This window comes from Methanopyrus sp., from assembly GCF_053997775.1.
Window position 1 is genome coordinate 27,004 of sequence record NZ_JBMXXF010000034.1, and the last position, 13,587, is coordinate 40,590.

18 protein-coding genes are annotated in these 13,587 nt (G+C 68.7%); 13 read left to right on the top strand and 5 right to left on the bottom strand.

Features of this window, described 5'->3' with window-relative positions:
• Nucleotides 1-15 precede the first annotated feature (15 nt).
• Genes ACXJJV_RS05340 through ACXJJV_RS05350 form a run of 3 tightly spaced genes read right to left on the bottom strand, consistent with a single transcriptional unit; the run spans nucleotide 16 to nucleotide 2,615 of the window.
• On the bottom strand, nucleotides 16-933 hold the full coding sequence (locus ACXJJV_RS05340; protein ID WP_456467228.1) for a damage-control phosphatase ARMT1 family protein: 918 nt from the start codon (nucleotides 931-933) through the stop codon (nucleotides 16-18).
• A gap of 15 nt (nucleotides 934-948) precedes the next feature.
• Nucleotides 949-2,199: a zinc metalloprotease gene (locus ACXJJV_RS05345; RefSeq protein ID WP_456467145.1), complete on the bottom strand. Its 1,251-nt coding sequence runs from the start codon at nucleotides 2,197-2,199 to the stop codon at nucleotides 949-951.
• A gap of 2 nt (nucleotides 2,200-2,201) precedes the next feature.
• The gene (locus tag ACXJJV_RS05350; protein WP_456467146.1) at nucleotides 2,202-2,615 is read right to left on the bottom strand and encodes a secondary thiamine-phosphate synthase enzyme YjbQ; all 414 of its coding nucleotides are present in this window, start codon (nucleotides 2,613-2,615) and stop codon (nucleotides 2,202-2,204) included.
• A gap of 26 nt (nucleotides 2,616-2,641) precedes the next feature.
• On the opposite strand from ACXJJV_RS05350, the gene ACXJJV_RS05355 reads away from it, so the two are divergent.
• From ACXJJV_RS05355 to ACXJJV_RS05375, 5 genes are all read left to right on the top strand, one after another.
• Nucleotides 2,642-3,364, top strand: coding sequence for a mechanosensitive ion channel domain-containing protein (locus ACXJJV_RS05355; protein WP_456467147.1), 723 nt, complete (start codon nucleotides 2,642-2,644; stop codon nucleotides 3,362-3,364).
• A 68-nt stretch (nucleotides 3,365-3,432) separates the two neighbouring features.
• The gene (locus tag ACXJJV_RS05360) at nucleotides 3,433-4,341 is read left to right on the top strand and encodes a formylmethanofuran--tetrahydromethanopterin N-formyltransferase (RefSeq protein ID WP_456467148.1); all 909 of its coding nucleotides are present in this window, start codon (nucleotides 3,433-3,435) and stop codon (nucleotides 4,339-4,341) included.
• Complete coding sequence (locus ACXJJV_RS05365) at nucleotides 4,338-5,228, top strand: carbohydrate kinase family protein (protein ID WP_456467149.1); 891 nt, start codon at nucleotides 4,338-4,340, stop codon at nucleotides 5,226-5,228. The genes ACXJJV_RS05360 and ACXJJV_RS05365 overlap by 4 nt, the downstream gene beginning before the upstream one ends.
• A gap of 18 nt (nucleotides 5,229-5,246) precedes the next feature.
• Nucleotides 5,247-5,420 (top strand): hypothetical protein, encoded by a 174-nt coding sequence (locus tag ACXJJV_RS05370; RefSeq protein ID WP_456467150.1) that lies wholly within the window; start codon nucleotides 5,247-5,249, stop codon nucleotides 5,418-5,420.
• A gap of 14 nt (nucleotides 5,421-5,434) precedes the next feature.
• Nucleotides 5,435-5,680, top strand: a complete 246-nt coding sequence (locus ACXJJV_RS05375; protein ID WP_456467151.1) for a hypothetical protein — start codon at nucleotides 5,435-5,437, stop codon at nucleotides 5,678-5,680.
• Here the strand turns inward: ACXJJV_RS05375 and ACXJJV_RS05380 are convergent.
• Both ACXJJV_RS05380 and ACXJJV_RS05385 read right to left on the bottom strand, forming a co-directional pair.
• Nucleotides 5,667-6,392, bottom strand: coding sequence for a 7-carboxy-7-deazaguanine synthase QueE (locus tag ACXJJV_RS05380; protein ID WP_456467152.1), 726 nt, complete (start codon nucleotides 6,390-6,392; stop codon nucleotides 5,667-5,669). The genes ACXJJV_RS05375 and ACXJJV_RS05380 overlap by 14 nt on opposite strands.
• 2 nt (nucleotides 6,393-6,394) lie before the next feature.
• Nucleotides 6,395-6,871 (bottom strand): 6-pyruvoyl trahydropterin synthase family protein, encoded by a 477-nt coding sequence (locus ACXJJV_RS05385; RefSeq protein ID WP_456467229.1) that lies wholly within the window; start codon nucleotides 6,869-6,871, stop codon nucleotides 6,395-6,397.
• A gap of 161 nt (nucleotides 6,872-7,032) precedes the next feature.
• Between ACXJJV_RS05385 and pheT the strand changes: the two genes are divergently transcribed.
• The 8 genes from pheT to ACXJJV_RS05425 are packed head-to-tail and all read left to right on the top strand — an operon-like array spanning nucleotide 7,033 to nucleotide 13,577.
• A complete protein-coding gene (gene pheT, locus ACXJJV_RS05390; protein ID WP_456467153.1) occupies nucleotides 7,033-8,802 on the top strand; it encodes a phenylalanine--tRNA ligase subunit beta in 1,770 nt (589 codons plus the stop codon).
• A gap of 40 nt (nucleotides 8,803-8,842) precedes the next feature.
• Nucleotides 8,843-10,009 carry a cell division protein FtsZ gene (gene ftsZ, locus ACXJJV_RS05395; protein WP_456467230.1) on the top strand — a complete coding sequence of 389 codons (1,167 nt, stop codon included), beginning with the start codon at nucleotides 8,843-8,845 and terminating at the stop codon, nucleotides 10,007-10,009.
• 16 nt (nucleotides 10,010-10,025) lie between these two features.
• Complete coding sequence (locus ACXJJV_RS05400) at nucleotides 10,026-10,211, top strand: protein translocase SEC61 complex subunit gamma (RefSeq protein ID WP_456467154.1); 186 nt, start codon at nucleotides 10,026-10,028, stop codon at nucleotides 10,209-10,211.
• Nucleotides 10,212-10,230: 19 nt separating this feature from the next.
• Nucleotides 10,231-10,737, top strand: coding sequence for a transcription elongation factor Spt5 (locus ACXJJV_RS05405; protein ID WP_456467155.1), 507 nt, complete (start codon nucleotides 10,231-10,233; stop codon nucleotides 10,735-10,737).
• Between the two features lie 27 nt (nucleotides 10,738-10,764).
• Complete coding sequence (locus ACXJJV_RS05410) at nucleotides 10,765-11,271, top strand: 50S ribosomal protein L11 (protein WP_456467156.1); 507 nt, start codon at nucleotides 10,765-10,767, stop codon at nucleotides 11,269-11,271.
• A 15-nt stretch (nucleotides 11,272-11,286) separates the two neighbouring features.
• Complete coding sequence (locus tag ACXJJV_RS05415; protein WP_456467157.1) at nucleotides 11,287-11,931, top strand: 50S ribosomal protein L1; 645 nt, start codon at nucleotides 11,287-11,289, stop codon at nucleotides 11,929-11,931.
• Between the two features lie 13 nt (nucleotides 11,932-11,944).
• Nucleotides 11,945-13,024, top strand: coding sequence for a 50S ribosomal protein L10 (locus ACXJJV_RS05420; protein WP_456467158.1), 1,080 nt, complete (start codon nucleotides 11,945-11,947; stop codon nucleotides 13,022-13,024).
• Between the two features lie 16 nt (nucleotides 13,025-13,040).
• Nucleotides 13,041-13,577, top strand: coding sequence for an NTPase (locus ACXJJV_RS05425; RefSeq protein ID WP_456467231.1), 537 nt, complete (start codon nucleotides 13,041-13,043; stop codon nucleotides 13,575-13,577).
• Nucleotides 13,578-13,587 lie beyond the last annotated feature (10 nt).

Genomic DNA, 13,587 nt, shown 5'->3' on the forward strand with positions numbered 1-13,587 from the left:
TGAGGAGGGGTCGACTTACCGACCCTCGCGCATCCTCCTCCACCTCCTCACGTTCTCCTCGCCCGGCCGCCACTCGAGGGCGACGTTATCCCCCACGCTCACGCCCAGCTCCCGCGCCACCGCCCGGCACTTCGCCCGGAGCAGGAAGTAGACCGGGACGTCGGGGAAGGGCTCCTCCGGGATCGACTCAAAGTTCCCCTGCCCCTTGGAGACGACCACGTCCGCCCACTCCAGCGCCTCGAGCAGCTCCCCGCTCGCCTCCGTCACCAGCAGCCCCAGCATCTCGGACCCGGTGTCGATCACCCGGCACACGTCCGTGAGGCCGACCGCCCGCGCGTCCTCCCGGGTCGCGTCGTTCACGATCGGCGCGCCCCGCACCACCGCCACGACCTCCGCGTCCAGGTCTCCCGTGAGCACCTCGATCAGGAGTCGGTCGAGCGCGATCTCGCCGGCGTTGTCGCACAGGTACACGATCCTCTTCCCGCGCAGCTCGTCCGGGTCCAGGTCGTACACGGCGAACCTGACCCGCCTCACCTCCTCCCGCAGCTCCTCCACGTCGAACTCGTGTCCCGCCACCGCGAAGTCGATCACGTTGCCCACGATCGCCGCCGCGGCCGCCCTCCGCAACCGCTCCTCGACGCTCAGTCCCTCCAGCTCTCCCCTCAGCTCCCGCGCTAGCCCCAGGGCCACCCGGTTGGCCCGCTCCTTCTCCTCCCGGTACGGATCCTCCTCCTCGGCGTACCTCATCACGGCGCGCTGCGCCTCCGTGCCCAGCCGGGGCGGCTGCGGGGTGGGCTCGCGCTCGTAGAGCTCCAGCACCCGCCTGGCGGCCGTCGCGATCGCCCGTTTCCGATCCTCCCGGGGCACCGCCCGGTTGATCGTGTTCACCGCGATCTCCAGCACGCAGGGAACGCACTCCGGAACGGCCCTCAGCCCCGACTCCCCCCGTCACCGCAGGAACAACCACGCGTACTCCTTCGGCAGGCTGACGATCCGGTCCCAGGGCCACAGGCCCAGCGGGGCCGGGGCGGCCAGGCACGCCAGGATGAACGTCAGCAGCAGCATCGGACCCCAGTCCTTGCGCTCGTCGTCGTCCAGGAACGAGCGATCCTTGGGGATCCGGGAGGTGATCTTGAGGAGCACCAGCAGGGCGACGATCGCGACGTGGTACCACCGGAGGAACGCCTGGACCAGGAGCGAGAGCGCCGAGAGCCACCGAACCGCGCCCGTGTTACCCAGGTAGTACCGCATGATGTACCCGCCCTCCAGCGGGTACACGGGGAGTGCGGACAGCCAGGTGACGGCCAGCCCCGCCCACCCGGCCAGCGTGAGCGGGTTCGCCTTCAGCCCCAGCCCCGAGGCCAGCAGGAGCGACCACGTGCTGTGCAGCACCTTGAACTTCACCGGCACGTGCCGGTGCAGGGCCCCGAGCGCGAAGACCGCGCTGGACACCAGGAACCCCACCGAGAGCCCGGCGGCGCCGACCCGACACAGGGATCCCGCCAGCATCGGCCGCACGTTCGACCGCACGACGCCGGAGTACCCGCCCGGGAAGTGCGGGACCGGCAGCGCCAGCGGCAGGCGCGGGTCGAGCCCCTCCCGGCCCGCCGCCCAGAACTTCGCGAGCTCCTTCGCGAAGAAGATCGCGGAGAACGCGACCGCGAACTCGAGCCCGTACCAGGCGCTGCGGAACGCGTACCAGCCGCCCGCCCAGGCGAAGATCGGGACCGACAATAGGAGCGGGATCAGGTATCCGGGCTCCTCCTCCGGCACGACGTGCTTGGAGACCCGCAGCGATCCCGCCTCCTCGCCCGGCTCCGCCGCGAACCCCAGCTCTCCCAGCCTCCGGGCCAGCTCCCGCGGATCCCCACGCCGCTCGTACCGGAGCTCGATCGACCCGTCCTCGAGCACGCGGTGATCCTCCACCTCGTACCCGGCCTCCTCCAGCGCCCTCAGCACCCGCTTAACCTCCTCGTAGTCGGGGAACGCCCCCGGGTCCGCCTCGGTCCGGAACACCCCTTCCACGATCAGATCGGACCCGCACTCCGGGCACCTGCCCCGACGCTCGTACACTACCTCACCCTCGTGCTCCTTGAACCGGAAGTAGTCGCACTCCGAGCACGCCAGCAGCGTGACGAGGTTGTACTCCTCCTCCACCTCCTCGGTGGACACCGGCTCGATCGGGAGCTGCCGCCGCAACGTCAACCGTCCCCTACGACCGTGACCAGCACCCGCCTCGTCCTGGGCCCGTCCAGCTCCACGAACAGGATCGACTGCCAGGTGCCCAGCACGGGCTCCCCGCCCGCGACGGGCAGGGTGACGGAGGGACCCAGCAGGATGGCCCGCAGGTGCGAGTCCGCGTTGTTGTCCACCTTATCGTGCTCGTACCCCGCCCCCTCCGGCACCAGCTCCTCAAGCTTGTTAACCACGTCCCGCAGCAGCCCGGACTCCGGCTCGTTCACGATCACCGCCGCCGTCGTGTGCCGGGAGAACACGTGCACGATTCCCTCCTCCACCCCGCTCTTCGACACCGCCTCCCGCACGTCGTCCGTGATGTCCACGAGCTGCACGCGCCGCTCCGTCCTTACCGTCAGCTCCGTCCGGTACACCGTCAACGCCCACACCCCGGGGGCGCGGGGACGTGAAGATCCCGCACCTGCACGTGGAACCCCTGAGGCTCGCCGCCTCCGTCGTTATAGCGTTGATCCTGATCAAGATCGCCTCCCGCGTCGCCCGCGCCGCCCGAGACCGGCTGGAGCGGGAGGGGCTCCCCGACATAGCCTGGTGGGCCGAGAAGACGATCCTGTACGGCACCTACGCGCTCGCGCTGACGATCGTGCTGGGCGCCCTCGGGGTCAGCCTCCTGGGCCTCCTCACCGGCCTCGGGCTGGCCGGGGCCGGCGCCGCCCTCGCCGCACGGACCCTGATCGCCAACCTCCTCGCCGGCCTCTACCTGGCCGTGGAGCGCCCCTTCGAGGTGGGCGACCGCATCCGGGTGGGCGAGTACCAGGGAGAGGTCGTGGACATCCGCATCCGCTGCACCGTGCTCCGCCACCGGGGCCGCGAGTACCTCGTCCCCAACGCCCTCCTCATCCAGAAGACGGTCGAGCTCCTGAAGGGTGAGCATGAGGTGGACCTGCGCGTCCGCGTCCCGGGCCCCGCGACCGAGATCCGGCGCCGGATCGACCGGCTGGAGCGGGAATTAAAAAAGGCCGGCGCGAGGCACCTGAGCCTGACCCTCGAGCACCTGGAGCCCGGGGAGGCCCGGCTGCGGATCCGCTCCCTCGGACTCCCCCGGGACCGGGTCCAGGAGATCGTGGACCGCGTGCTGCTCGTGAAGAGGCCTGGCGGGACGGACCGCTGAGGGATGACGACCACGGGAGCCGGGAGCGGACCCCGCCCCCACCCTCCCGAAACCGGGGGAGGGAGAGCGTGGCCGGGCTCGAGGTGAACGGCGTGCCGGTCGAGGACACGTACTGCGAGGCGTTCAAGGGCCTCTACGCCCGGTTCATCGTGACCGCCGCCGACGAGCGCCCGCTGCGGGAGGCCGCCGAGAACGTCGCCGCCCTCCCCGCCACCGTGTTCGGCGAGTCCGAGGCCGGCATCGAGCGCTGGCTCGACCCGGACGAGACCCCGGACGGGCGGCCCGGATTCATCGCCCAGGTGTGGGTTGAGCACGGGAAAAAGGCCGTCGAACGGCTCGAGCGGGAGCTGGGCAAGCGGATCCGACAGGGCGTCCTCGTCCGCCCCACCACCCGTGTCTTCGACGCCTGCGAGAACCCACGGGGACACATCGACACCGAGCGACCCATCGGCCGCTGCGGCGACGGGTACGAGTACACCGACGTCCGGTTCGGCCGCGAGGTCGTCAACATTCCCATCATGATGGGAGAGTTCCAGATCGAACGGCGCCTGGGCTACGGCGAGGGGGTCGCCGGCGGCCTCGTCTGGCTCCTCTGCGAGGACACCGAGGCCGCCCTCGAGGCCGGGTACCGCGCGGTCGACGCGCTCCGGGACGTAGAGGGCGTCATCACCCCCTTCAACGTCTGCGCCGCCGGCTCCAAGCCCGAGACCCTCTACCCCGACATCGGACCCACCACCAACCACCCCTACTGCCCCACCCTCCGCGACCGGATCCTGGACTCCAAGGTCCCCGAGGGCGTGGAGGCCATCCCCGAGATCGTGATCAACGGCGTCTCCCTCGACGCGGTCAAACGAGCCATCCGCACCGCCATCGAGGCGGCGACCGAGGTCGACGGGGTCGTCAAGATCACCGCCGGGAACTTCGGGGGCAAACTCGGCGACTACCGGATCCCGCTGCGGGAGTGCCTGCACGAATGAGCGTCGAAATCGTCGGGATCGGCGCCCTCAACGTGGACGAGCTCCTCCACCTCCCCCGCATGCCCGGCGAGGACGACTCCGTCCCCGTCGAGCGCCGCGAGCGCCGCGGCGGCGGCTCCGCCGCCAACACCATCTGCTGGCTCGCCCACCTCGGCCACCGCACCGGCTTCGTCGGCAAGGTCGGCACCGACGAACTCGCCGACCTCGCCCTCAAAGAGCTCGAGCGGTACGGCGTCGACACCTCTCGCATCGTCCGAGACGAGGGCCGCACCGGCGTCGCCTACTGCCTCATCGCCGGAAACGACCGACGCATCCTCGTGGACCCCGGCGTCAACGACGAGCTACGACCCGAGGACGTGGACCTGGACTACATCCTCGAGGCCGAGCTCCTCCACGCCGGCTCCTTCATCGGCCTCCGCACCGAGACCTCCCTAAAAACCCTGAAGACCGTCATGCGCCGCGCCAGCCGCGAGCTCACCGTCACCTTCACCCCCGCCACCATGGTCCTCCGCGGCTACAGCTACCTAGAGCCCTACCTCCGCGCCGCCGACGTCGTGTTCCTGAACGAGACCGAGGCCAAGCAGCTCACCGGCAGCGTCCGGGACACCCTCAACCGGCTCTCCCGGCTCACCGACACCGTGGTCGTAACCCGGGGCCCCAATCCCACCCTCGTACGGTACGGAACCGAGACCCTCGAGGTACCGCCCGAGCGCGTCCCCGAGGAGGAGATCACCGACCCAACCGGGGCCGGCGACGCCTTCGCCGCCGGCTTCATCGACGGGCTGCTCCGCGGCGACCCGCCCGACAAGTGCTGCGAGCGCGGGCATGAAGTGGCCCAAAAATGCCTTAAAGTGATGGGCTGTCGACCAAGCCCCAACAACCGGTGAGCGCGGGGGGCGGGGCCGGTGGGCCTCTTCTGGGGGTTTGACATCCCGATAATCCCGGGCCACGTTTACCTAGTGGTAACCCCAGTGGACTCATCCCTCACCATCCTGAGCGTCCCGTTGGCGGTCATCACCTACAGGCTACTTAAGGGCACGTTCAAGCTTAGACGCGACCTGAGCAGAACCGAACGGTAAGGAGGGCCGAGCTCATGGGCTGGGTTTACCGCAAGAAAGTGGTCGTGTACCATCGTCACTACCCGGGTTACCACAAGAAGGTCGTCGTGCACCACTATTACCACCATCCGCTGCTCTCATGGGGCCACCACTGGACGCACTCCTCCCACCCGGTGGTGATCGTGCACCACGGCCACGGAGTTCCGGTGATCCTTCCGATGGTCCTGCTAGGACTACTGCTCGCCCTGCTGCTCGCCTCGGCCCGCCCTACTTCCGAATAAACCCCGCCAGCTTGTGCACCTGCGGGAGTATCCGGACCTCCGACCTCACCCTCCTCGCCAGCCTCCACAGCTCCACCAGCCTGGGCTCCTTCTCGCCGTCCGTGGCCGGCTGCAGGACGACGGTGTCCGGCTCCACCTCGTTCAGCCTCCGGAGGACCTCCGGGGCCCGCTCGTAGCACTCCTCGGAGTACAGCACCAGCTTGGCGTAGACCAGCTCGCAGCGCTCCTTGACGCGCCCCAGGAACTCCAGGCATCGATCCGGAAATCCCTCCATCCGGGGACCGTGGGAGGGGAGTTTCACGTCCGCCGAGACGACGTCAACCGGCAGCTCCCCGGCGCGGTCCGGCAGGGACGCGTTCGTCTCCAGGAGCACCCGGAACCCTCGCTCGCGCAGCCCCGACGCCAGCCGCCTCAAACCGCGCAGCGGCTGCACCAGGGGCTCGCCGCCCGTGAGCGACACGGTGCGGAACGCGCCCACGCTCTCCTCCAGGCTGACCACGCTCTCGACGAGCCGCTCGGGCCGAGCCGGGCTGGTTATCGAGTCCAACCGCTCACCGTCCGGTCCGAGGACCGGGGCCTCGGTGCGCGCGCTCCTCGCGGCCGGCTCGTCGCAGTAGCGGCAGCGCAGGTTGCACCCGGAGAACCGGATGAAGGCCTGCGGCTCCCCGACCAGCGGCCCCTCGCCCTGGACCGAGGCGAAGACCTCGTACACGTTCAGTCGAGGCGGACCCGGGCCTCGGCCCCCTGCCCCCATCCCTCGTCCACCCTCACCCGCAGCTCCCGGAGGTTCTCCTCACCCTTCAACCGCTTCCGCAGCTCCCGTGCGAGGTACCGGGCCAGATCCTCGGCCGAGAGGGACTCCGCGGGGACGAACGCGACGTCCTCCCGGGGGAACACGTACCGCTTGCCGTCCGGCAGCCTCACCTCCACCTCGTCGCCCTCCCGTCGGACCCGGAACCGCTCCGACTCCGTGGGTACCAGCACCCGGTGATCCAATGGCTTTATCAGCTCCCTGACGAGGCCCTTCAACCTGTCGAAGTCGTAAACGAAGCCGTGGGGCTTCGTCCGGCTCCCTCGGAGCTCGACGGACACGTGGTACGTGTGCCCGTGCAGCCGTCCGCACTTGCCGTGCCCGGGGATCACGTGACAGGCCGAGAACCTCAGCCCCAGCTCCCGACCGTCCAGGTACACGCGCAACCTCGGCTCCCCCGCCGATGATGATCAGCCGGAACTCCGACGCGGATGGGGAGCCCTGGCTTTACTGAGGTGCGCTACCACGGGGTCGGCGGTTAAGGCCCTCCTCACCCGTCGGCCACCGCCGTAGGTCCTCATCCCCCGCGGGGGTGGACACCGTGCCGGTGGTCACGATCCGTCACGACAAGCTCGTCGAGCTGCTGGGTGAGGACGTGAGCTTCGACGAACTAGCGCACGAGTTGATCCCGATGCTTGGCAGCGACGTGGAGCGCATCGACGAGCGGGAGGGCGTGATCGAGACGGAGTTCTTCCCGAACCGCCCGGACCTGTACAGCGTCGAGGGCGTCGCCCGGGCGCTCAAAGGGTTTATGGGGCTGGAGACGGGCCTCCCGGACTACCCCGTCGGCGACGCCGGGATCCGCGCCCGCGTGGAGGAGAGCGTGCTGGACGAGCGACCCTGCCTCGCCCTCGCCGTCGTCCGCGGGGTCGAGCTGGACGAGTGGGACCTGGAGCACCTGATGGAGTTCCAGGAGCACCTGCACTGGGTCATCGGTCGGGACCGGCGCAAGGCGGCGATCGGCATCCACGACCTGGACGCCGTCGAGCCGCCCCTCCGGTACCTGGCGGTGGACCCGGACGACGAGGGCTGGGCCTTCGAACCGCTGGACCACCCGGGCGAGGAGATGACCCCGCGCGAGGTGCTCAAGCGGCACGAGAAAGGCCGGGAGTACGGGCACCTCGTGGGCGAGCGGGCCCCGATCCTGGCGGACGAGGAGGGACCGATCTCCATGCCCCCGATCATCAACTCCGAGCGCACCCGAGTTACGGAGGACACGACCGACCTGCTGATCGACGTGACCGGCACCGGATGGCGCCCCGTCCTGGACGCCCTCCACGTGATCGTGTGCAACCTGGCCGAGCGCGGCGCCCGGATCGAGCGGGTGGAGATCGTCGGCGCGTACGAGCGCGTCACCCCGACGATGAAACTTGACGTGTGGGACGTGCCGGTGCGGGAGGCGCGGAGGCTGCTGGGAATCGACCTCTCTGGCCGCGAGCTGGAGGAGCTCCTCGCCCGCGCCCGCCACGAGGCGGTGTTCGTCCCCGAGGGGGAGCGGGAGCTGCGGGAGTTCCCGCTGCCGGACCACCTCCACGTGGAGTCCGACTGGCGAGAGCTGCCCCCGGTCCTGTACGACGAGGACGTGGTCCGCGCCTTCGTGGGGCCCTGGAGGACCAACATCCTGCACGAGTGGGACCTGATCGAGGACGCGGGCATCATGTACAACTACGCGCGGTTCGAGCCCCGGCCTCCGCGGGTGTACACCGAGTCCCAACCCGACCGGGAGCGCGAGTTCATCAACGTGGTCCGGGACGCGCTCGCCCGGCTCAAGTTCGTGGAGGTCAACTCGCTGACCCTGACCAGCCCGGAGGTGAACTATCGCAGGATGCGGCTCGAACCCGACGGGCGGGCGGTGCGGATCGCCAACCCGATTCAGAAGGAGTACACGATCGTACGCACCTGGATCCTGCCCTCGCTGTTGCGTTTCCTCTCGGATAACCGGCACCGCCCCTACCCGCAGCGCGTGTTCGAGGTGGGCGAGGTGGCCGAGCGGGACGAGGAGGCGGAGACCGGGGCGCGCGATCGCTGGCACCTGGGCCTGGCGCTGGCCGGCCCGGGAGCGGGCTTCTCCGAGGTCAAGTCGGTGGTCGAAGCCCTGCTGCGCGAACTCGACATAGATGGGTGGGAGGTGCGGGAGACCGATCACCCATCATTTATTAATGGGAGATGCGCCGAGGTTCTCGCGAGCGGACTGAAGCTGGGCTTCTTCGGCGAGATCCACCCTGAGGTGCTGGAGGCGTTCGAGCTGGAGGTGCCGGTCGCCGCTGGGGAGTTCGAGATCCCCGCCCTCAGAAGGGCGGCCGGGTGGTGACCCCTCCTTGGAACAGATCGTCCGCTCGGCGCTGGAGCGCATGGAGGAGTCCAAGGGGGGAGACGCTCACCCCTCCACCGCCCGCGATCAACCCGAGGAGGATCAAGAGCTGATCGAGGTGCTGGAGGAGGCCCGCGCCCGGATCCTGGTGATCGGGGTGGGGGGCGCCGGGAACAACACGGCCACCCGGCTCAAGGAGGAGGGGATCGAGGGAGCGGAGGTCGTCGCCGTGAACACGGACGCGCAGGACCTCGTCGCCTGCAAGGCGGACAGGAAGGTGCTGATCGGGTACGAGCTCACCCGCGGGCTCGGCGCGGGCGGGGATCCACGCATCGGTGAGGAGGCCGCCAAGGAGGACATCGACAAGATCAAGGAGGTGGTCGAGGGCGCGGACATGGTCTTCGTGACCTGCGGCCTCGGGGGCGGGACCGGGACCGGGGCCGCCCCCGTCATCGCCGAGACCGCCCGCAAGAGCGGCGCCCTCACCATCGGCGTCGTCACCCTCCCCTTCTCCGTCGAGGGCCGCAAGCGCATCGAGAACGCGCTCGAAGGGCTGGAAAAACTCAAGCAGGTCGTGGATACGTGCATCGTGATCCCGAACGACCGCCTGCTGGAGATCGTGCCCGACCTCCCCATCGCCGCCGCGTTCAAGGTCGCGGACGAGGTCCTGATCAACGCGGTCAAGGGCATCACCGAGCTCATCACCAAGCCCGGCCTCATGAACCTGGACTTCGCGGACGTGAAGGCCGTGATGGAGGACGGCGGGCTCGCGCTCATCGGCATCGGGGAGGCGGAGAACGACTCCGAGTCCAACCGCTCGGTCAGGGCCGTCGAGAACGCCCTGAACAACCCGCTCATCGAAGTCGACGTGAGCGGGGCGACGGGCGCCCTCGTCAACATCGTGGGCGGGAAGGACCTCACCCTCAAGGAGGCCGAGGAGGTGGTGGAGCTCGTCGCCTCCGAGCTCGCGGAGGACGCGACCATCATCTGGGGCGCGCAGATCGACGAGGACCTGAACGACGTCCTCCGCGTGACGATCATCGTGACCGGGATCGAGGACGTGGACTTCCAGGACATGCTCCGGGTCCCCGCCACCAAGCGCCGCGAGGAGCGGGAGAGCGAGCCCTCACCGAGCGTGACGGAGGAGGGCGATCGGGAGGAAGAGGAGGAGGGCACCACGATCGACGACCTGGAGAAGATCCTGTAACGGGGGGTGGCGCCCCGTGAGCGCCCTACGCGACCTCCTCGAGTTCCTCCGCGAGTGCCGGATGGTCCTGAAGGCCGCCCGCAAGCCCGACCGCGACGAGTACCTGGAGTCCGCCAAGATCGCGGGCGCGGGCATCCTCATCGTCGGGGGAATCGGCTTCACGATCCGCGTCATCGTCCAGCTGCTGCAGCTGTACTACTAGACCCGGAGGGGACGGGGCGTTGTCCGAGGAGCGGGAAGAAGAGACCGAGTCGAAGTTCTACGCCGTCCGCGTGCAGGCCGGTCGAGAGAAGAACGCCGCCGAGATGCTCGCGATGCGCGCCCGAAAGCGCATCAGGGAGGATAACGCGGACCTCGGGCTCAAGGCCATCATCGCCCCGGACGACCTCCGCGGGTACTTCATCATCGAGGTGGAGGACCTCACCGACGAGCTCCGAGACCTCGTGTACGACCTGCCCGACGCGCGCGGGATCGTGGAGAAGCCGATCGACTTCGAGGAACTCGACCACTACTTCGCGCCGAAGCCCGAGGCCGTGGAGATCAGCGAGGGCGACGTCGTCGAGATCCTCTCCGGACCCTTCAAGGGCGAGAAGGCCCGCGTTGTGAGCGTCGACGAGTCCCGGGGGGAGATCACCGTCGAGCTCCTCGAGGCCCCCGTGCCCATCCCCGTAACGGTAAAAGTCGACTCCCTCCGGCTCCTGCGGGAAGAGGAGGAGTACGAGGAGTAATCACACCGGCTTGGGGGAACCAACCTAATGGCCAAGGAAGAGGTTGAGGTGCTGATCGAGGGCGGCAAAGCGGACCCCGGACCACCCCTCGGCCCCGCGCTAGGACCGCTGGGAGTCAACATCCAGGAGGTGGTGGAGGAGATCAACAGAAAGACCAAGGACTTCGAGGGGATGGAGGTACCGGTTAAGATCATCGTAGACACGGAAACGAAGGAGTTCGAGGTTAAGGTAGGATCACCACCGACGTCCGCAATCATCAAGAAGGAGCTTGGAATCGACAAGGGAGCCCACGAACCACGGCACGAAACCGTGGGCGACCTATCGATGGAGCAGGCGATCAAGATCGCCAAGATGAAGTTCGATGATCTGCTCTCGTACGACCTGAAGACCGCGGTCAAGGAGATCCTTGGTACCTGCGGCAGCATGGGCGTGACGGTGGAAGGTAAGGACCCCAAGGAGGTTCAAAAGGAGATCGACGAGGGTAAGTGGGACGACCTGATCGAGAAGCACGAGCGGGAGCTGAAGGAGGAGTAGGCCGGGTGGTGCGGGTTGCTGAGGAAGGAGGACCTGATCGAGCCGCTGGAGAAGGTCGTGGAGTACTCCCCGCCGCGCCGCTTCCTGGAATCCGTCGACATGATCATCAACGTCACCGGCGTCGACCTGTCCGACCCCTCCCAGCGCATCGACAAGGAGGTCGTCCTGCCCCACGGCCGCGGCAAGCCGGTGAAGGTCTGCGTGATCGCCGAGGGCGAGATGGCCCGGCAGGCCGAGGAGGCCGGCGCCACGGTCGTCACGCGGGAGGACCTGCAGCGGCTCGCCGAGAACAAGCGCGAGGCCAAGAAGCTGGCCCGCCGGCACGACTTCTTCTACGCCCAGGCCGACCTCATGCCCGAGGTCGGACGCGTGCTCGGACCCGTCCTGGGCCCGCGCGGCAAGATGGCCAAGCCGATCCCGCCCAACGCCGACGTCAAGGCCATCATCGAGCGCGCCCACCGCACGGCCCGCGTCAAGATGCGCGACCAGCCCGTCATCCACACCGTCATCGGCGCCCGCAACATGGAGCCCGAGCAGCTGGCCGAGAACGCCATGACGGTCCTCAACGAGGTCGTCTCCGAGCTCGATAAGGGCTGGTCCCAGATCGACTCAGTCTTCGTGAAGACCACCATGGGCCCGTCCGAGCGCGTGTACCCGTAGGGGCGTGAGGACGATGGCCGTGCAGTCCAAGGGCGAGCCGCCCGCCGGGTACGAGCCCAAGGTCGCGGAGTGGAAGCGCGAGGAGGTGAAGGAGCTCAAGCGGCTCATGGACGAGTACGAGAACGTCGGCGTCGTCAACCTCGAGGGCCTACCGGCCCCCCAGCTCCAGGAGATCCGCGCCAAGCTCCGGGAGAACGACACCATCATCCGCATGTCCCGCAACACCCTGATGCGGATCGCCATCGAGGAGAAGCTCGACGAGCGGCCGGAGCTCGAGCCGCTCCTGGACTACATCGAGGGCCCGGTCGCGTTCATCTTCACGAACCAGGACCCCTTCCGCCTCTACCGGATCCTGGAGGAGAGCAAGGCCTCCGCCCCCGCCAAGCCCGGCGACATCGCGCCCAAGGACATCGTCGTCCCCGAAGGGCCCACCCCCTTCGAGCCCGGACCCATCGTCAGCGAGCTGCAGGAGGTCGGGCTCCCCGCCCAGATCCAGGACGGTAAGGTCGTCATCACCGAGGAGACCGTCATCGTCGAGGAGGGCGAGGAGATCGACGAGAAAACCGCCGAGATCCTCAAGAAGCTGGAGATCGAGCCCATGGAGGTCGGCGTCGACCTCGTCGCCATCGTCGCCGAGGGCACCCTCTTCGAGAAGGACGACCTGGCCATCGACATCGAGGAGTACGAGGAGCGAATCCGCGAGGCCGCCCAGCACGCGTTCAACCTCTCGATCAACGCGGCCATCCCGACCGCCGAGACGGCCGACCTGCTCGTCACCAAGGCCCACACCGAGGCCCTGAACCTGGCCATCAACGCCGGCGTGCCCGTGCCCGACGAGGAGGTCATGAGCGCCATCCTGGCCCGCGCCCACGGGGAGATGCTCGCCCTGGCCGGCGCCATCGCCGAGGTGGACGAGGAGGCGCTCAGCGACGAGCTGCTCGAGCGGCTGAAGGCCGCCCCCGCCGCCGCGGAAGAGGAAGAGGAGACCGAGGAAGAGGAGGAAGGGGAGGAGGCCGAAGAGGAGGAAGAGGAAGAAGAGGAAGGCGAGGAGGAAGAGGAGGCGGCGGCCGGCCTCGGAGCCCTGTTCGGGTAACCGGGGGCCACGCCCCCTGCCCCACAACGTCGCCCTCACCGGACGCCCCGGCGTCGGCAAAACCACCATTTGTCTCAAGGTTCGAAACGATTTGGAGGACCTCGGCCACACCGTCGGCGGCGTCTACTGTCCCGAGATCCGACGCGGCGGCCGCCGCGTCGGCTTCAAGATCGTCGACCTAACCGAGGGCGAGGAGTACCCGCTCGCGGAGGTGGGCGCGCCCGGTCCACGCGTGGGCCGGTACGGCGTCTACGTCGAAAACCTCGAGCGCGCGGCCGACTCCATCGAGCGCGCCGTCGAGGAGGCGGACCTCGTCATCGTGGACGAAGTCGGCCCCATGGAGCTCAAGTCCGACCGCTTCATCGAAGCCGTCGAGACCGCGGCCGACGCCGACACGCCCGCCCTGTTCGTCGTCCACGAGCGCTCCCGACACCCCCTCGTGGTCGACCTCCGCGAGCGCCGCGACGACGTGAAACGCTACCGCGTCACCCCCGAGAACCGGGACCGACTCCCGGACCGGATCACCAGGCTGATTCTATCCTGGCTCGAGTGAGACGAAGCGG